General features: G+C 62.9%; 17 protein-coding genes and 1 pseudogene. 9 read left to right on the forward strand and 9 right to left on the reverse strand.

Going from position 1 to position 18508, the window contains the following annotated elements; translation table 11 throughout:
* Positions 1 to 63: 63 nt before the first annotated feature.
* The 8 genes from GLL_RS08340 to GLL_RS08375 all read left to right on the forward strand — a co-directional run bounded on the left by GLL_RS08340 (position 64) and on the right by GLL_RS08375 (position 9825).
* The gene (locus tag GLL_RS08340; protein ID WP_011141602.1) at positions 64 to 1221 is read left to right on the forward strand and encodes a GuaB3 family IMP dehydrogenase-related protein; all 1158 of its coding nucleotides are present in this window, start codon (positions 64 to 66) and stop codon (positions 1219 to 1221) included.
* A gap of 54 nt (positions 1222 to 1275) precedes the next feature.
* Positions 1276 to 2370: an LOG family protein gene (locus GLL_RS08345; RefSeq protein WP_011141603.1), complete on the forward strand. Its 1095-nt coding sequence runs from the start codon at positions 1276 to 1278 to the stop codon at positions 2368 to 2370.
* Positions 2371 to 2462: 92 nt separating this feature from the next.
* Positions 2463 to 3377: an acetyl-CoA carboxylase, carboxyltransferase subunit beta gene (gene accD, locus GLL_RS08350; RefSeq protein ID WP_011141604.1), complete on the forward strand. Its 915-nt coding sequence runs from the start codon at positions 2463 to 2465 to the stop codon at positions 3375 to 3377.
* 69 nt (positions 3378 to 3446) lie between these two features.
* Positions 3447 to 3734: a DUF3067 family protein gene (locus GLL_RS08355; RefSeq protein WP_011141605.1), complete on the forward strand. Its 288-nt coding sequence runs from the start codon at positions 3447 to 3449 to the stop codon at positions 3732 to 3734.
* A 109-nt stretch (positions 3735 to 3843) separates the two neighbouring features.
* Positions 3844 to 4332, forward strand: coding sequence for a hypothetical protein (locus GLL_RS08360; protein WP_011141606.1), 489 nt, complete (start codon positions 3844 to 3846; stop codon positions 4330 to 4332).
* A 438-nt stretch (positions 4333 to 4770) separates the two neighbouring features.
* Positions 4771 to 5526 (forward strand): Uma2 family endonuclease, encoded by a 756-nt coding sequence (locus GLL_RS08365; protein WP_011141607.1) that lies wholly within the window; start codon positions 4771 to 4773, stop codon positions 5524 to 5526.
* Positions 5527 to 5577: 51 nt separating this feature from the next.
* Positions 5578 to 7476 (forward strand): DNA polymerase III subunit gamma/tau, encoded by a 1899-nt coding sequence (locus tag GLL_RS08370; protein WP_011141608.1) that lies wholly within the window; start codon positions 5578 to 5580, stop codon positions 7474 to 7476.
* Positions 7477 to 7566: 90 nt separating this feature from the next.
* Positions 7567 to 9825: a TonB-dependent receptor plug domain-containing protein gene (locus GLL_RS08375; RefSeq protein WP_011141609.1), complete on the forward strand. Its 2259-nt coding sequence runs from the start codon at positions 7567 to 7569 to the stop codon at positions 9823 to 9825.
* 45 nt (positions 9826 to 9870) lie between these two features.
* Here GLL_RS08375 and GLL_RS08380 read toward each other — a convergent pair.
* Together GLL_RS08380 and GLL_RS23655 are read right to left on the reverse strand one after the other, a co-directional pair.
* A protein-coding gene (locus GLL_RS08380) for an IS630 family transposase (protein WP_197530059.1) occupies positions 9871 to 10748 on the reverse strand; the annotation gives its coding sequence in 2 pieces (ribosomal slippage) (positions 9871 to 10416 and positions 10419 to 10748; 876 coding nt in all).
* Positions 10749 to 10841: 93 nt separating this feature from the next.
* Positions 10842 to 11030 (reverse strand): annotated as a pseudogene (locus GLL_RS23655) (hypothetical protein); the annotation flags it as partial.
* Between the two features lie 145 nt (positions 11031 to 11175).
* Here GLL_RS23655 and GLL_RS08385 point away from each other — a divergent pair.
* Positions 11176 to 11814 (forward strand): phycobiliprotein lyase, encoded by a 639-nt coding sequence (locus tag GLL_RS08385; protein WP_011141613.1) that lies wholly within the window; start codon positions 11176 to 11178, stop codon positions 11812 to 11814.
* On the opposite strand, the gene GLL_RS08390 is transcribed toward GLL_RS08385, so the two are convergent.
* From GLL_RS08390 to gmk, 7 genes are all read right to left on the reverse strand, one after another.
* Positions 11811 to 12710, reverse strand: coding sequence for a mechanosensitive ion channel family protein (locus GLL_RS08390; protein ID WP_011141614.1), 900 nt, complete (start codon positions 12708 to 12710; stop codon positions 11811 to 11813). The genes GLL_RS08385 and GLL_RS08390 overlap by 4 nt on opposite strands.
* Before the next feature lie 36 nt (positions 12711 to 12746).
* A complete protein-coding gene (locus tag GLL_RS08395) occupies positions 12747 to 14738 on the reverse strand; it encodes a ribonuclease catalytic domain-containing protein (RefSeq protein WP_011141615.1) in 1992 nt (663 codons plus the stop codon).
* 364 nt (positions 14739 to 15102) lie between these two features.
* Positions 15103 to 16047, reverse strand: coding sequence for an aldo/keto reductase (locus tag GLL_RS08400; RefSeq protein WP_011141616.1), 945 nt, complete (start codon positions 16045 to 16047; stop codon positions 15103 to 15105).
* A 64-nt stretch (positions 16048 to 16111) separates the two neighbouring features.
* Complete coding sequence (locus GLL_RS08405) at positions 16112 to 16501, reverse strand: hypothetical protein (protein ID WP_164928818.1); 390 nt, start codon at positions 16499 to 16501, stop codon at positions 16112 to 16114.
* 258 nt (positions 16502 to 16759) lie between these two features.
* Positions 16760 to 17671 (reverse strand): histone deacetylase family protein, encoded by a 912-nt coding sequence (locus tag GLL_RS08410; RefSeq protein WP_011141618.1) that lies wholly within the window; start codon positions 17669 to 17671, stop codon positions 16760 to 16762.
* Between the two features lie 10 nt (positions 17672 to 17681).
* Positions 17682 to 17903 (reverse strand): DNA-directed RNA polymerase subunit omega, encoded by a 222-nt coding sequence (locus GLL_RS08415; protein ID WP_011141619.1) that lies wholly within the window; start codon positions 17901 to 17903, stop codon positions 17682 to 17684.
* On the reverse strand, positions 17884 to 18501 hold the full coding sequence (gene gmk, locus GLL_RS08420) for a guanylate kinase (RefSeq protein ID WP_011141620.1): 618 nt from the start codon (positions 18499 to 18501) through the stop codon (positions 17884 to 17886). Before gmk ends, GLL_RS08415 begins: the two co-directional genes overlap by 20 nt.
* Positions 18502 to 18508: the final 7 nt, after the last annotated feature.

An 18508-nucleotide genomic window follows, 5' to 3' on the forward strand; every position in this document is an offset into this window, starting at 1 on the left:
TGGGATCGCGAACGATTCTTGCTATGGTTGGGAAATAGGTGCTGCCGGGCGGGAGACGAGGCTGTGGATATACAAATTGGACGGAGCAAGACCGTTCGCCGCGCATATGGTATCGATGAAATTGCCCTGGTGCCGGGGCGGCGCACCCTCGATCCCGATCTGGCCGATACCGGCTGGACCATCGGCAACGTCACCCGCGAGATCCCGATCATCGCCTCGGCCATGGACGGCGTGGTCGATGTGAAGATGGCCGTCGAGCTCTCCAGGCTCGGCGCCCTGGGCGTCATCAACCTCCAGGGGGTGCAGACGCGCTACGAGAATCCGACCGAAGTGCTTGCGCGCATCGCCTCGGTGGGCAAAGAAGCGTTCGTCGGCCTGATGCAGGAACTGTACGCCGAGCCGGTAAAGCCGGAACTGATCCGCCGTCGCATCGAAGAAATCAAAGCGCAAGGGGGCATCGCCTGCGCCTCCGCCACGCCGCAGGTGGCCGGGCAGTACGGTCCCATCGCCGCCGAGGCGGGTTGCGATCTCTTTTTTGTGCAGGCGACGGTGGTCTCCACCGCCCACCTGTCGAGCCACGAAACGCTCGATCTGGCCGAATTTTGCGCTGCGATGCCCATTCCGGTGGTGCTGGGCAACGTCGTCACCTACGAAGTCGCCCTCGATTTGATGCAGGCCGGGGCGGCGGCGGTGCTGGTGGGGATCGGCCCGGGGGCCGCCTGCACCAGCCGCGGCGTGCTGGGTGTCGGCATTCCCCAGGCGACGGCGGTTAGCGATTGTGCCGCGGCCCGCGACGATTATTTTGCCCAGACCGGCCGCTACGTGCCGGTGATTGCCGACGGCGGCCTGGTCACCGGCGGCGACATCTGCAAGTGCATCGCCTGCGGTGCCGACGGCGTGATGATCGGCTCGCCCTTCGCCCGGGCGGCCGAGGCTCCCGGCAACGGCTTCCACTGGGGCATGGCCACCCCAAGCCCGGTGCTGCCCCGCGGCACGCGCATCAAAGTGGGCACCACCGGCACCCTCGCCGAGATCCTGCGCGGACCGGCGCGCCTCGACGACGGCACCCACAACCTGCTGGGATCGCTCAAGACTTCGATGGGCACCCTCGGGGCCAAAGATCTCAAGGAGATGCAGCAAGTCGAGGTCGTCGTCGCCCCTTCGCTTTTGACCGAGGGCAAGGTTTATCAGAAAGCCCAGCAATTGGGCATGGGCAAGTAGCAGCGATCCCCGGCCACCAAATCGGCGGGCCGATGGGGCTGGATTTCCCATAACATGGTAGTCATGGATACCCTACGTCCCACTGCCTTATCCCGCGAACTCGATACCCTTCTTAAACGGCTTGCGGACCATCCCCACGGCGAGCTGATTGCCCGGACCTTGCAGCAGATTGTGCAGATCAGCAACGCTCCGGAGCGCACCCGCCTCGACTGGAAGATTATCAACAACGCCCTGCAGGACATGGAGCAGGCGTTTCGGATCTTTGCACCCTACGCCAACCGCCGCAAAGTGGCGATCTTCGGCTCCTCGCGCACCGGCCCCGGCACCGCCATCTTCGAGCACGCCCGCGCCTTTGCCCACCGGGTGGTGGAGCGCGGTTTCATGGTGGTGACCGGCGCCGGGGGCGGTGTGATGGAAGCGGGCAACGCCGGGGCTTCCACCGAAGAATCGTTTGGCCTCAACATCAGTCTGCCCTTCGAGCAGGGAGCCAACCCCCACATCGACGGCGACGCCAAGCTGATTCACTTTAAGTACTTCTTCACCCGCAAGCTGTTTTTTGTGCGGGAGACGGACGGGTTTGCCCTGTTTCCGGGGGGTCTGGGTACCCAGGACGAGTGCTTCGAGGTGCTGACGCTGTTGCAGACGGGCAAGGCGGCGATGCTGCCCCTGGTGATGGTCGACCTGCCCGGGGGCGACTACTGGCAAAGTTGGGACGCCTATTTGCGCACGCAGCTGTTGGGCCGCGGCCTTATCTCGCCCGCCGACGTCAATCTCTACCGGATCACCGACGACATCGACATTGCCTGCGACCACATCTGTCAATTTTATCGCGTCTACCATTCCAGCCGTTACGTGGGCTCGCAGCTGGTCATTCGCTTGCAGCAGGAATTGTCCGACGGGTTTGTCGAATCGCTCAACGACCACTTTTACGACATCCTCGACCAAGGGCGGATCGCCAAAAGCCCGGCGCTCGCGCGCGAAGAAAACGACAAGGCCCACCCGCTCCCCAGGCTGGTGCTCCACTTCGACCGGGCGAGCTTCGGACGCCTGCGCATGCTCATCGACGCCATCAACAATTACGAACCGTCGCGGGATCTGCACACCGACCCGGCGGTGCGGCTCGGAGGCGGCTGCGGTACAAATCTGTAAAACCACCGTTGACAAACCGGACGCCATTGCAAAAGTAGGTATAATGACGCGGTACGGCTTTCACACTGGCGCCCGGTTTTGGAGAGCACTCTATGGATCTGATCGAATGGTTTAAGGACCGGCGCAAGAATGGCCGGCTCAGCAAAGAAGAGCGCCAGCGCGAGATCGCCGACGGTCTTTGGACCAAGTGCGTTTCGTGCGCTGCGCTGCACTACACCAAAGATTTTCAGCTCAATTTGTGCGTCTGCCCGGCCTGCGGTCACCATGAGCGGGTGGGTGCTCCCGAGCGTATCCCCCAACTGGTGGACCCCGACAGTTGGGTTTCCACCGATGATCATCTGCTCGCCAACGATCCGCTTGGCTTCAACGACATCAAGAGCTACCCCGAGCGCCTCGCCCAGGCGCGCGAGAAGACTGGGCTTTCCGACGCCATCGTCACGGGGCTTGCCACCCTCGAAGGTCGGCCGATCGCCCTTGGAGTGATGGATTTTCGGTTCATGGGCGGCAGCATGGGCTCGGTGGTGGGTGAGCGGATCACCCGGCTGGTCGAGCGGGCCACCGCCGAGCGGCGGGCGGCGATTCTGGTGTGCGCCTCGGGTGGGGCGCGCATGCAGGAAGGCGTGCTCTCGCTGGTACAGATGGCCCGCACCAGTGCGGCACTGCAGAACCACCGCTCCGACCGGCAGCTGTTCGTCTCAGTGCTCACCAACCCAACTACCGGCGGCGTGACGGCAAGTTTTGCGATGCTGGGCGACATTATCCTGGCGGAGCCCAAGGCCACGATCGGTTTTGCCGGTCGCCGCGTTATCGAGCAGACTCTGCGCCAGAAATTGCCCGAAGGGTTTCAGACTGCGGAGTTTTTGCTCAAACACGGATTTGTCGATCGCATCGTCGAGCGCGCCCAGTTGCGCCCGACGCTTGCCAGGATTCTGCGCCTGCACGGGGTGGGGCAGGTGCAGGCCTACCGCCCGTCGCCCCAGGCTTCGCTTGCCCAGGAGCAACAGTAGTCACAGGCGGGATATAGCTCCCAGAGCGCAAGGCGGCTATCGTTGAGGTTGGCCACGGTTGATGCAGCGATGACAGGCACGCAACTGCGGGATTTTCTGCAGCGCAAGTGGGGAAGACCCTACGACGTTCGACTATTTCGCCGCGGCGATCGCCTGTATTTGCAGGTGATGTGGCGCTACCTGGGGCAGGGAACCTTTGCCCTGAGCGAAGCCCAGTACGACGCACACCTCGAGCGCATTGGCCGGCAGTTGCGCGAACTGGGTGTCGAGGAGCAGGTGATCGCCTTTTTGGAGCGCACCCGCGAGAAGCCGCGCATCGGCCGGGCGGTGTCGCTGCCTTTACAGCTGCCTGAATAACCTCTCATCTGCTTTTCATATCGGGCTTAGGGCGCTTTGCGACGGTTGAAGTGGGCTTGCGGAGCGACTTCGCTTCAGCCCTACCTTTCAGCTCGGTAAGGATGATCCCATGCAAAAAAAGCTGGCCCTGGCCCTGGGGATGTGTTTGCTGTTGCAATGGCCTTTGTTGGCGGAGACCCGTCCCAAATATGCCGTTGATCTGGGCGGCGGTCGGATGGGGATGGCCCATCTGCGCGAAGGTGGACGGCTTTTGGATCTTTACGGCGCCAACAGCCGCTATGTGAGCACTTTCAGGCTTCAGCGCGCCGAGCACCATTTTCAGGATGCGAGCGGTTCCTTTGCCTGGTACGCCGCCAATGAAAAGGGCAATGTGATTCTTTTTCGCGACGGCAGACCGGGGCTAGTGCAGCTTGAAGGCCAGGCAGGCGGTGCTGCGCTTCTGGCCCAGGGTTTATTTTTTTTGGAGCGCGGCATCGCGACGCAGGAGGCAACCCGGATGCTGCGCCAGGCGGCGGAGCGCTTCGAAGCCGAAGGGGATGCGGCCGGAGCCGAGCAAGCCCGCGCAGCCCTCGCTCGGCTCGAAGGCACCGGCGGTTAGGGCGGTTTTTTTCGTTGCCCGGGCAACGACGGCAAGTTGTCTGGAAACCTTGATGGTCGAGGGTTTTTGCCATGACACCCGGCGGTTGGTGTGGCACGACAGTCTGTGGAGCGAGAGGCGGAACCCCCTTCGGGTTCCCCTCTCGCGCTCTCCAACCTCCCCGCGTCGAGGGGGTGCCACCCCCCCGACACCCCCCGGACTTAGCGGCATGGTTGGGAACGAGGCTTGGTGGGTGGGATCGGTTTATTCTTCCAGGGCCTGCACGACGCGTGTCGACTGCGGCGATGGGGCTGGCTGGTCGTTGGGCTGCAAGTGTATCGGAGAGTGAGGCAGTTTAAATGCCGTGCATAATCTGATGGGTAGTGTCCGGCGGCGGGCGGGTTGGTGGACAAATGCACGCAGCCCCATAAGATGAAAGCAAGCGCGCGACCAAAAGCCATGTGGTACTACGATCCCACCCGCCCTCTGCCCTCCTCGGCGGAGCTTCCCGACTCCGACGATGCCCCCGTGGATAACGAACTGCAGGAACTGATTCCCGTACTGCTGCGCTCGATTCTCGACGAGCTGTGGCAGGAGCGCCGCGACTGGCTGTTTGCCATCGACATGGGCGTCTACTACGACCCCGAGCTGCCCGCTATCGTCCCCGACGGCTTCATCAGCCTGGGCGTCGAGCGGGTCATCGATGAGAATTTGCGCCCGAGCTATGTGCTCTGGGAAGAAAACGGCATCGTCCCCTGCTTCGTGCTGGAGGTGGTCTCCCAGACCTACCGGGGCGAGTACGACAAGAAACTGCAGCAGTACGCGCGCCTGGGCGTGCCCTGCTACGCCGTATACGACCCGAGCTTGAGCCCCCGGCGGCGACGGCGGCACGCGCCGCTGGAGGTTTACAGGCTGGTGGATGGGGCTTACCAGTTGCAACCGACTGAGGGGCCAGTCTGGATACCGCAGTTGCAGCTTGCCCTCGGGCGGGAAGCCGGCACTTTCCGGGCGGTGACGCGCGAGTGGCTCTACTGGTACGACGAGCGGGGAAACCGCTACCCCACCCCAGGCGAACTGCTCGAACAATCCCGGCAGCAACTGCGCCTTGAGCAGCAGCGCGCCGAACAGGAGCGACAAAGAGCCGAGCAGGAGCGACAAAGAGCTGAGGTTCTGGAGCGGCGCCTGCGCGAACTGGGCGTCGATCCTGACGGTTGAAGGGCGGCCCGCCGCCAGTGGTCATAATGGAACTTTCCACCGGTCCTTGCCATGGCCTACGAGCCCCTGCACCATAAATACCGCCCCCAGCGCTTCGGTGATGTGGTGGGGCAGGGACCGATCGTCACCACCCTCACCAACGCCCTCAAAGCGGGTCGCATCGCCCATGCGTATTTATTCACCGGCTCGCGGGGCACCGGTAAAACCACTACCGCCCGGTTGATCGCCAAGGCCCTCAACTGCATCCACGGTCCCACCCCCGACCCCTGCGGGCGCTGCGAACAGTGCCTGGCCATCGCCACCGGCAGCGCCCTCGATGTCATCGAGATCGACGCCGCCTCGAACACCGGCGTCGACAACATCCGCGAACTCATCGAGCGCGCCCAGTTCGCTCCGGTCCAGAGCAGACAAAAAGTATACATACTTGACGAAGTTCATATGCTCAGCTCTGCAGCGTTCAATTGCCTGCTCAAGACGCTGGAGGAGCCCCCCGCGCATGTAACCTTTGTACTGGCTACTACCGATCCCCAAAAAGTGTTGCCCACGGTGATTTCGCGCTGCCAGCGCTTCGATTTTCGGCGTATCCCGCTTACGGACATGGTCAAGCATCTGGAGGAGATCGCCTGGAAAGAGGACATCGACATCGAGCACGAAGCGGTCGAACTGGTGGCGCAGATTGCCCAGGGGGGATTGCGCGACGCTGAGAGTCTGCTCGATCAACTCGCTTTGCTCGAAGGGACTATCGGGGCAGAACGGATCTGGCAACTGGTGGGGGCGGTTCCCGAGCGGGAGTTGCTCGTCATCGGCGAGTGCATCCAGGCCGGGGACAGCACGCGGCTCATCGAGCAGGTGCGCCGGTTGCTCGACAGCGGTAAGGAGCCTTTGCAGGTACTGCAGGATCTGCTCGGGTTCTACCGGGATCTGCTCATCGCCCACACCGCCCCCGATCGGCGGGATCTGGTGGCGGTGACCGCCGCGAGCTGGCAGCAGATGTGCGAGCGGGCTAAGACCCTGAGTATTCCGCAGCTGCTGGCGCTGCAGGAGCGATTGCGCCAGGCGGAACCGCAGATCAAAACCTCCACCCAACCGAGGCTGTGGCTGGAGGTGGGGTTGCTGGGACTGCTGGCTTCCCCCAGCCAAAATCAGCCGGTTGCACTCGCCCCGGCTGCGGCCAGACCCGCCGCTCCAGTCCCGGTCCCGCCGCCGCGCCCGGCTGAGGAGCGGCCGACCCCACCGCCTCCTGCTGCGCCGCGTGGGGTCGAGGAGCGGCCCAACTCCGTACCGCAACCGCCGGTCGAGCCAACTCCGCCCCAGCGCCCACAAGTTCCACCCCCGTCGATTGAACCGGCGGCAGCCATTCACCGGCCGGCCAGACCGTCGGGGTCCACCCCCGACGGCACCGGCCTGCGCGAGCGGTGGCCGGAGTGGATCCGCCTGATTCCCCAGCCGACCCAGAGCTTGATGTCTTCGAGCTTCTGGCTGGAGGAGACTCCCAAGCGCCTGGTCATCGGCTTTACCACCGAGCCCCTGGTAAAGCGGGCCAGCGAGCCCCGGCGCCTCAAGCAGATTCAGGAAGTGCTCCAGCAATTTTTGGGCCGGCCGATCGAAGTGCAGTTCCATATCGGCAAAGCCCCTGCTGCCGCACCGGCCGTTGCGGTTGCCTCTTCCCAGTCGGCCGCCTACACTCCGCCACCGGTGAGTTTTAGCCCGCCGGCACCTCCTGAAGTAACCCCTGTTTCTCCGACGACCGTCGCGCCGCCGAGCGCGGCAAAGCCGCCGCTCAGCGACGAGGAACCGGACGAACTCGACCGCGCCGCCCGCGGCCTCGCCGAATTTTTTAACGGCGAGGTGATCAGTTTCGACGGCGAAGCGGAGGAGCTGCCGGGTGCCACCCAGCCCGGCGCCGCCGAGGTGAGCGACATCGACGATGACGAAGACATTCCGTTTTGAGCGTTCCCGGACTGCTTCTCGGCTTGCCGGAGACTTTCACGCATATACTCTTTGAGTGATAATTCCCAGGTCACAGGATCTCGGCATCAGGTGAGCACCGAACGTCACTCCAGAGCGCGCGCCCGTCCGGCTTGGAATTGGCTGCTTTTCGCCATAGCCTACGGTTGGATCCCGGCAGTACCCAGCCTCGCTCTACCCACCGTCGCGGACCTGCTGCCGGACATGAGCACCCGGGCCGGCGATCTGCTGGTCCAGTCCTCCGGTGATGCTTCGCCCGCCGAGCCCACGAGTCCCGGCAACGACAGCGATCTGCTGCCTGCGGTCACCGTCACCGCCACGCGCAGAAGCGAGCCCATTCTCGACGTGCCGACGGCGACCACGATTGTCCCTAGCGCCCAGGCTCAAGAGCGAACCCAGACGGATCTTGCGGATCTGCTGCGCGGCGAGACGGGCGTGTACGTGCGCGCCACCAACCCGAGCGCCGGATCGCCCGTGATCCGGGGAGCGACCGGCCGGGATGTGCTGTTGTTGGTGGACGGCTTTCGGCTTTCGCCCGCTTTCGCGCGCCCGAACGTTCAGTACCAGAGCCTGGTCGATCCGTTCTTCATCGATCAAATCGAGATTGTACGCGGACCGGTTTCGACGCTCTACGGTTCGGATGCCATGGGCGGGGCCACCAACGTGATCACTCCGAGCTTCAAAGCGGGCGAACCCGCCTTTCGCCTGCACACCGACTACAACACCAACCCGGCAGGGAGCAGCACGTACTTTCAGTACCAGGGCGGCAGTGAGCGTGCGTGGGCGATGATGGGCCTCACTTACCGCAGCTTCGGCGATCTGGCCGTTGGGGCCGCTCCCGACTTGCAGGTGATCTTCCCCAATCCCACGGCGCGCATCGGCCGCTCGGGCTACGAGTACTACGGCGCCAATTTCAAAGGGGAAGTGCGCCTGGCGGACAACCAGTTTTTGACCCTTACCACCCAGTACAGCCGCATCCCGACCGTCCAGCGCCAGGACGGGATCATCCAGGGTTATGGCGAGAACGTCACCTCTGCCCAGCGCGGCTTTTCGCCCCAGGGGCGCACCTTCTTCCTGGGCGAGTACCGGGCGGTTTTTAATCATTCCTGGCTAGACGAAGTGCGCGTGCGTCTGGGTTATCAGCAGATCCAGGACGATCGCTTCCAGCGCAATTTTGCCCGGCCCCGGCCGAGCTTTCCCGACTACGGCAGCGGCACCCCGAGCCCCGACATCACCCTGGAGAGCAACTTCTCGGATCTGATCGGCACCTCGGCGGTGCTCAAGAGCACTTGGGGCAATAACGTTTTCACCTACGGCGCGGAGGCCTACTTCGACCTGGTGGGCAGCACCCGATCGATACGCAACGACACAACCGGTACCATCCCCGACCCGAACGGTTCGCGCTACGTCGACGGCTCGACATTCAACCAGTACGGTCTATTTGTGCAGGATGAGATCGACTGGAGTACCCAGTTCAAGACCCTGCTTGGGCTGCGCTATTCGCTAGTGGATGTATCCGTTCCCTTCAGTGCCGTGCGCCCCAACAGTTCCGGCTTCGGCCGCCGCTTCGAGGCGCTCACCGCCAATGCCGGTTTTCTGTATCGTTTTGAGCGGGAGCTGCAGTTTGTCATGAATCTGGGTACGGGCTTTCGCGCTCCGAACATCAACGACCTGGGCAACGCCGGGGAGCGGCGCGCCAGCGACATCAACCTCCCCAATTCCAGCCTCAACCCCGAGAAGGTTTTCTCCGTCGACGGCGGTCTGCGCTGGGCAGGCAGTGACTTTAAAGGCGAAGTGATCGGGTTTTGGAGCCGCTACACCGATCGGATCACCTCGCAGAGCGTGGGTACCGTGGTCAACTCCGACGGCAGCACCTCTGAGGTTTTCCAGTCGGTCAACCGCGACAACGAGACCATCTGGGGAATCGAGTTGGGCGGGCGCTACCGTCTCGGGGATGTCTGGTCGCTCTTTGCCACCGGCACCTTCACCTACGCGGAAGCGCCCCTGGTGGGCGAGACGGTGATCCCGCCCTTTAACGGCGTGCTGGGCGTTCGCTTTGAACCGACGGCGGGAGCCTACATCGAGCCCTACCTACGCTACGCCACCTACCAGGGACGGCTTTCGGAGAATAACCTCACCGATACGCGCATCAACCCAAACGGCACCCCCGGCTTCGTCGTTCCCAACCTGCGGGCCGGTTTTCCCCTCAGCGGCGCGACAACGCTGCGGGTGAACGTCAACAATGTGCTCAACACCAATTACCGCGAGCACGGCACGACCCTGGACGCCCCCGGCTTCGGCGTCAACGTCGGCATCGACGCGCTGTTTTGATCTTTGTCGTCGAAAATTTCCAAGGTATAGCTGTCGCCATTTAAGTTAGGACGCAGCCTGTTTGAGAACGGCATCCATTGCGTTGCGCAAATGCCCGCAATCACGTAACCGTTTGCGAATCCGACTTTTCAACCACGCCCAGCACTTCTCAATGCGGTTCAGGTCGGGGGAATACGGGGGTAAATAGAGTACGTGGGCACCGGCCGCTTCAATCAATGCGGCAATCCGGCCACCATGATCAAACGTGGCGTTATCCAGAATCACCCACTCGCCAGGCTGCAACACAGGAATCAAGCAGCTCTCCAGCCAAATTTCAAACACGGTCCGATTGCAAGCCCCTTCGACAGTGAACGGGGCGATCAGCTGACCGGCTCGATAGCCCGCAATCATGTTGATGCGACCTTGACGACGACCTGCTTTCAGTCCGTAAAAGCGCTCCCCCAACGGCGACCAACCGTATCCGTAATCGTCGCGCTCGTCCATGCCGGACTGATCGACATACACCAGGTGCGCGGCTTTCGGGTCCGGCAGAAGCTCTAGGAATGCTGAGCGTTTCGCCTCATCGCGTTCGCGATACCCGTAGGTCTTTTTTTTCGGGTGATGCCAAGCTTGTGCAACGCCCGCGAAATCGTGCGGCTACTGATCTGTCCATCCCACAGTTGCGCCATCTCGGCCTGGGTTTTGTCGCCATGTGCTTCTACGAAGGCCCGAAACTTTTCCCAGTCGGTAATTTTCTGACCCTTATGGGATGCCGGTCTGGGCTTTGCCTGGACATCTCCGGTTTCTGCCTTGCGCTGAGACCACAAGTTGATGGTGTTGCGACTGATGTCGAACAGCTCGCTGGCTTCACTTTTCTTGAGACCGTTGAGTTCGATGGCTTGCAGGACTTTTTGGCGGAAGTCGTAACTGTAGGGTTTTGCCATGGCCGGTCGCCGAGAGACTACTGGTAGTTATAGCCTATGTCCTAATAGAGCTGACGACAGCTATACCATCCATCTTTATACTTTGGTAGGAATGTAAAAAAGAAGCACATTGGAATCTCTGCTGCTGCGCCTAACTTCTAACGGAGTGGTAAGGGCTTGTTTCACCAGACATTCTTTATCGAATAAATCGGGATGCTTCTCCAACAGCCTTTGCCAGTAGTTCTCGGTCATTCTCACAGTGAACCCCAGCGGTGTTGCCACCTGAAACTTCCACGATGTCATCAGGCTTGAGCGGTCACATTGCTTCGGGCTTCCCCATGCAATTACTATAAATTATGCTTGAGTACAGCAGGGAAGAATCCTGGAGGCTAGATTCCATTTCCCCCGATATAATGAAAAACGGCGTCAACGGGAAAGTCTTGAGCTGATGGCCAGAGATGTGATCGATTTTTTTCGCGCCAGCGCCGGACGCTGGTTCTCGCAGCGCAATCGCCTCGACCTGACCGGCCGCCGCAGCGAGGGGAGTCGCTCCGAAGTCGAAATTGCCTGTCTGGAAGCCGACGATCCGCGCGCGATTGAATTGTGCCGTCTCGGCGGCATCGATCCCGATCGCGCCGCCGGGGCACTGCTTATCGAGTGGAAGGGTGCACTCGATTTCGATAACAAGACCTACGCCGGCCGCTCGTTGCTGGTGAGCGCTCCCGACACGCCCGGCTCGGGCGAGGGGGATCTGGTGGCCCAGACCGCCGCGGGCGGTGAGCCGCTGGTCGGACGCTTTCGGATGGGCGAGGATGACGCTCTGACTTTGTTGACCCGCCATGGCGCCGTCGAAATCAAGGAGCGGTTACTGTTCGCCAGCCCGAACCTGCGCCTGCGCGCGGGCGTGGTCACCGGCCCGGACGGCCTGAGCGTCACGACCTTCTGTTCGGAGGTGCGCAGGGCAGAAGCCCCCCCCGCCCAGCAACCGCCGCAGACCCAGGCGCGCACCTGGCCCAGCCAAACGAACGAACTGCCGGATTGGATCACCGAGGAGATGGCCAACAAGGGCGATAACCCGGAGGTTTAGCGGGAAGTCTCCTCCGGGCTGCGGCTGCCTGTCGGGGGGATGCTGCCGTTGGTGGTGCCGTCGATGACGACGCGCACCTCGCGTTGGGGAAAGGGAATCGCAATCCGGTGGGTGCGCAGGGCCGCCTCGACGGCGAAGTTGAGCTGGGATTTGAGTCTTGGGATCAAATTGGGCGCACTTACCCAGACGAGAAGTTCGAGATTGAGCGACGAATCGCCGAAGCCCGCCAGCCACACCTCCGGCGCCGGCTCGGCCAGTACTCCTGTTTGTCGGGCTGCCACACCCAGCAATACCTGCCGGGTTCGGTCGAGATCGCTGCCGTAGGCGACGCCGATGGGCAAACGTACCCGCGTCTGGGGCTTGCCGCGCGTCCAGTTGATGACACGGTTGCTCACAAATTCGGTGTTGGGGACGATGATCATGATGTTGTCGGGGGTGATGATCTCCGTCGAGCGCAGGCCGATGTGGCTGACATCGCCGATCGTGTCTCCGACGGTCACCCGGTCGCCCACCGAAATCGGCCGCTCCAGCAGAATGATCACTCCTGAAATCAAGTTGGAGGCGATATTTTGTAAGCCAAAGCCGATGCCCACGCCCAGGGCGCTTGCCAGCACCACCAGACCGCTCACGTCGATTCCTACGAAGCGCAGGGCGATGTAAAGTCCGGCGACGATGACCAGCACGTTGACGATCTGATCGAGGGCGTTGGCGAGGGTGGCTTCCAATCGGCCCGCCACCAGCTGCCGCACCAGCCGCCGCCCCTGGCGCCCGAGCCAGATGGACATCACGGTCAGCACCGCGAAGACCAGCACCGAGGTGGCCGAGACGGCCGTGCCGCTGATCGTAAACAGCGGCTGGGTAAAAAACCGGCCAAGATATTGCAGTACCTGCTCCATGGGCTCCAGGCGTCGCTATCTTTCCCAGGGTAACCGTCAGTGGGCCTGGCGCACTTCCTTGAGTACCAGCAGATCCTGGCGCGGGTCCACCTGCACGATCTGTAAATCGACCATCTCACCTTTGGAGACGGGCCGGTCGAGGCGCACCGGCAGCCTGAGGGCGACGCTCTCGAGCAGCACCAGCGCCCGCTGCGGGTCGCCGCCCAGATAGTCGAGCACCAGACCGGGCTGGACCTGGTGGCGGCGGTGGCGCAGGTACTCGTAGATCCAATAGCGCTCCGAGAGCCGCTCGATCTGGGTGACCTCTTGGCCGGCGGCGTCGATCATGGCGAGTAACTCTTTGAGGTGCTCCAGGGTCAGCGGGAGCGGCTCGTGGCGCAGGTGGGCCTTGATTTGAAAGTGCACCAGCAGGTCGCTGTAGCGGCGGATGGGCGAGGTGGCCTGGGTGTAGGCGTCGAGGCCCAACCCGGCGTGGCGGGCCGGGTAGACGCTCACCTCGCCGCGCTGCATGCAGCGGCAGACGGCAAATTCGCGTACCGGCCCGGCGGGCAGGCGCAGCAACTCGTCGGCAGGGGGCAGTTCGGGCGCCGGTTGGGTGCGAAAAGGCACCGGGATGCCCGCCTCGATGGCCAGCCGCGCCGCCAGTTCCCCCGCCAGGATCATCATCTCGGAGACCAGCAGCCGGGAAGCCGAATCCCCCAGAATCTCCAGGCGGATTTCGTCATCTTTGACTTTGACCTGCGCTTCGGGCAGGTCGATGCTGACCGCCCCGCGCTGGTGGCGGTGGCGGCGGCGGGCCAGGGCGATTTCGTGCAGGCGCGCAAGCACCGGCTCCTCGCCGCTGGCGATAAGCGGGTCGGCTTCTTCGTAGGTGACCGGGTAGACCGTGCGCACCAGGGCCGGGGTGACCTCGAAGTTCTCGACGGCACCGTCGGGACCGATGATGGCGCCGAAGCTCAAAGCACAGTTGAGTTGCCCCGGCAGCAGGCTCATCGGACCGGTGGCCAGTTCCGGCGGAAACATCGGGATGGCGCCGGTGGGCAGGTAGACGCTGGTGGCCCGCCGCCGGGCTTCCGCTTCGAGCGGGTCGCCCGGCTGCACCCAGCGGGTCGGATCCGCGATGTGGATCCACAATTTTTCGCGGCCGTCCTCGAGCATTTCAAGGCTCAAGCCGTCGTCGATTTCGCGGGTCGATTCGTCGTCGATCGTGTAGATGGCAAGCCGCCCAAAATCGCGGCGCGAGGCCGGATCGGCCGGCGGATTCTCCAGCAACTTGCGGGCGTATTCGCTTACCGGAGTGCCGAAGTGCACCGGGATGCCCGAGCGGCGCAGGTGAATATTTTCGTGGGGCGACCAGAGCCTGAGGGCGACCAAAAGGGCAATCGCGTCCTCGCTGCGGGTGGTGTGGCCCAACTGGCTCAGCACGTCCTGGGCGCTCGCGCGGTCGGAAGCTTCGTCTCCCCACAGCGCGTAGCGTTCGAGGGCATCGAGGCGCAACCGGTCGCTGGGCTCCCATTCGTCTGCGGCCCCACCCAACACCGATTGCACTCTGGCTAGAAAGCGCGCCTGTTCCTGGGCTTTGCGCTGCTCGACCGCCTGCTGGTGGCGCAACTCCTCGACCTGGGCGGTCGGGCGCGGCTCGTAACCGTCGCCCTTTTGCTTGAAGTAGAGCCGGTCTTCGCTCAGTAGACAGTGGGCCGCGTAGCAAGCGGCGGGAGCGGCGGTGTCAAACAGCAGCTGGGCGAGATCCTCGGGGCTTACCAGCGCGTGGCTCTCGCGAAAAAGCTCCCAGGCCACCTCCAGATCTGCTTGGTCCAGGTAATTTTGCACCTGCGACTCAAAAGCCGGCAGTTCGCTGGTGCGGTAGGGGCCACCGGCCACCTGGTAGGTGATTTGCCGGGGATGCACGGTCTGGGTGTTGCCCGTCTGGGTCTGGAGGTTGAAATTTTTCTTGCCGTCCGGGCCGCTGATCACTCCCAAGCGCCGGCCTCCTTGCAGGCGAAATTCCACCAGAGTCCCTCTTTCCACAAACGTCCAGCCAGTGCGCAGTACCTGACTACTTTATCCGCAGGCCCGCGCCGCTCGGAAGCGATTGACGCAATTCTCTGCAATGGCGCAAGTCTGTAGGGTAGAGCTTTTATCGGTACCGACAGGCCGTCGAGCCCAAAGCGAACGCATCATAGTGGAGCAAAACAGATTTTGCGAAGCGGTTCGCTCCAGGCTGGCTGTGAACTACACTGTTGAGCTCGAACAAGAAATCGACGGGCGGTGGCTGGCTGAGATTACCGAACTTCCCGGTGTTGTTGCCTATAGGAAACAAGGGAACGGGCAATGGCTGTCGTTCAGGCTCTTGCGCTGCATGTGCTCGCAGACAGACTTGAGCACAAGTCTGTCAACTTTGAGTAGCCAGGATTGCCTCGATTTCGGCCAGATCTGCCTCCCCGAGGTGAAATCCCGAAGCTTCGACGTTCTCTCTGACTTGATCCGGCCGGCGGGCGCCCACGATCGCGGAAGTGACAGCCGTATCGCGCAGCACCCAGGCGATGGCCAACTGTCCGACGCTCTTGCCGTAGCGCGCGGCGATCGGCCGCAGGTGCTCGACGAGGGCCAAATTGCGATCGAGATTTTCGGGCGCGAACCAGGCGGCCCGCCGTCGCCAGTCGTCGGGGGCAAGGCGGTCGGGATCGAACTTGCCGGTGAGCAAACCCGCCTGCATGGGGCTGTAGACGACGATGCCGATGCCGTGCTCGCGGCAAAACGGCACCAGTTCCGCCTCGATGCCGCGCTTGATGAGGCTGTAGGGTGGCTGCAGCGAGGTGACCGGATGGATGGGCAGAATTTTTTCAAGCAGCGGCACATCGAAATTGGACACGCCGGCATAGCGCACTTTGCCCGCTTCGACCAATTCCACCATCGCGCCCCAGGAGTCCTCGACCGGCGTATTCACATCCGGCCAGTGGAACTGGTAGAGGTCGATGTGATCCACCCCCAGACGCCGCAGGCTCGCATCGGCCTCGGCTGTGATCGACTTGGGCCTCAGCGAGCGCACGGGGCTTTTGGTCTCCCCTCCGAGCAAGCCGCACTTGGTGGCGATGAACACCTCGTCGCGGCGGCCTTTGACCGCCTCACCCACGATCTTCTCCGAGTGGCCGAAGCCATAGACCGCGGCGGTATCGATCCAGTTGACCCCGGCGTCGAGGGCGGCGCGAATTGCTGCTGCCGATTCGCGGTCGTCCACCGGTCCCCAACCGAACTGCCAGGGTCCGTCGACGGCCCAGGCCCCGAAGCCGATTGTGGTGATGTGCGGGCCGTTGGTACCAAGCCGGCGCGTTTCCATCGTTTCGTTGTCCCAAGCGCTGTCATCAGTGTCGCCCTTGGGAGACCCAAAGCCAACGCCGCCTTCAGCACCCGCTTCCGGAGACCTGGGCACCCGGAGAGGCGAACAGCATCAGCCAGTCGATGTAACGCATGGCGTAGGCTTGGGCCAGATCGGGGGTTGCAAAACACAGCAACGGCTCGCCGAAGGGTTTGCCCTGCGGATTGAGCAGGTCGGCCACATAGCCGCGAATTAGCCAGCGCGTCGAGATGCGCCAGTTGCGGTAGGTCCGCTGCGTGCAAAGGTGGGCGTCGCTTTTTTGAAAGCGGTGCTCGCGCCTGCGGGCCTCGCGCTGAAAAAGGCGGCGGCGCAGCGCTGCAAGCCGGGTTGAATGTTTACGGAGCGAAGAGCGCGGATCTTCGCATTTTGCGCGTCTGGATAGGGTGATCGTACTGGAGGGGTGGCTGTTGGGCATCGTGCAACCGCGGAATGACGGCAACAACACATGGGCGAGAATACTCGGGGGAAGGACGCATAGGCTATGGGTCGGTTATAGCAAGTTCCCCGAAAAACGCAGGTAATCCAGTGTACAAAATTTACATTACCGACTGGTGCAATCCCGGTTGCAGTTCACCTTTTTGTGGGTAAAAAGTCGGTATGACTGCAAATCTCCGGATGGTGTTTTGCCGATCGACCTTGGAATATGTAGCAGCTTTCTTTACGGCAATGCCGCTCAGGCGCGGCGATAAACCTCGGCGGCGGCCCGGTGCAGCAGGGCGTGCCGCGCCACCAGCGCGTCGAGATTGTTGTCGTAGCCGCCGCCGATGACGGCTGCCACCGGTATGCCTCGCTTCAGACAGAGGCCCAGCACCGCGCGGTCGCGCTCGAACAATCCCCGGTCGGTGAGGGCGAGCTTGCCCAGTTTGTCGCTGCGGTGGGGATCGACCCCGGCGTCGTAGAGCACCAGGTCGGGGCGGACGGTCTCGATGAGCCCCGGCAGGTGCTCGTTCAGGACGCGCAGGTAAGTATCGTCGTCCAACCCGATGGGCAGCGGAACGTCCAGGTCGCTGCGCTGCTTGCGGCCGGGAAAATTTTGTTCGCAGTGCATCGAGAAGGTGAACACCCCGGGTTCGTCCGCGAAAATCCAGGCGGTGCCGTCGCCCTGGTGCACATCAAGATCGACGATGAGCACGCGGCGCACCTGTCCCTCGGCCAACAGCACCCGGGCGCTCACCGCCAGGTCGTTGAAGATGCAAAAGCCGGAACCGAAGTCCGGAAAGGCGTGGTGGGTGCCGCCGCAGGTGTTGCAGGCGAGACCGTGCCTGAGGGCGAGCCGGGCGGTCAAGATCGTGCCGCCCACGGCGGTGCAGGTGCGCTCGACTAGAGCCGGACTCCAAGGTAGGCCAATGCGCCGAAATTCCTGAGCGCTTAAGATCCCTGCGCAAAAATCCGCGACATAGCGCGGCGCGTGCACCAGTGTCAGCCACTCCCAACCGGCCCGCTCCGGCTCCCAAAATTGCTCCGGCCGGGCGACGCCCTGGTTGAGCAAATAGTGGTGGAGGCGGCTGAATTTGCCCATTGGAAAGCGGTGGGCGGGGGGCAGGTTCGCCTCGTAGCGGGGGCTGTAAACGAAGGGCAGTTCCACGCCGAACGGCTCAATCGCCGATGATTTCAGGCTCGTTCATTTCGTCGGACATCTCGAAGATGGCCCGCAGCACCGGTTTGAAGTTGCCGTCGTCGTCGTTGAGATCTTCGTAGCGGCGGCGCTTGGCGCGGTTGGCCACCTGGACGGTGATGCGATAGCGGTTGGCGGCGGCGTCGACCAGTTGCTCGACGCGGCGCATCAACTCTGCGGTTTCAACCACCGGCTGGTTCATCGGGTATTTCCTCAAACAACAGACGTTCTACTGCTTCGACGGCCGCCGCCAGTTTGTCGTTGACCACCTGGTGATCGAAGCGGTCGGCTAGGGCCAGTTCTTCACGGGCGCGCGCCAGACGGCGCTCGATCGCCTCGGGCGCATCGGTGCCGCGGGAGCGCAGGCGCTCCGCCAGCACCTCCAGCGAAGGCGGGCGAATGAATACCAGCATAGCCGCCGGAAAGTTGTTTTTGACCTGCAGCGCCCCTTGCACGTCGATTTCGAGGACCACCGGCTCGCCCACTGCCAGCCGTTCGAGCACCGGAGTCTTGGGAGTGCCGTAGTAATTGCCGACGTAGCAGGCCCACTCCAACAGATCATCCGTGGCGATCCATTCTTCAAATTCGGCGGCGCTCAAAAAGCGATAGTCCCTGCCGTCGACCTCGCCGGGGCGCGGCGGGCGGGTGGTGGCCGACACCGAGACATAGAGCCCCGGGTGACGCTCGCGCACTTCCCGCAAGATCGTGTCTTTGCCGACGCCGCTCGGGCCGCTGAGCACCAGCAACCTACTCAAGGGATGCCCTGCAGGCGATCCGGCGGATCGCCGATAAAATGGCATGGCCTGA

Source organism: Gloeobacter violaceus PCC 7421, assembly GCF_000011385.1.
GTDB lineage: Bacteria > Cyanobacteriota > Cyanobacteriia > Gloeobacterales > Gloeobacteraceae > Gloeobacter > Gloeobacter violaceus.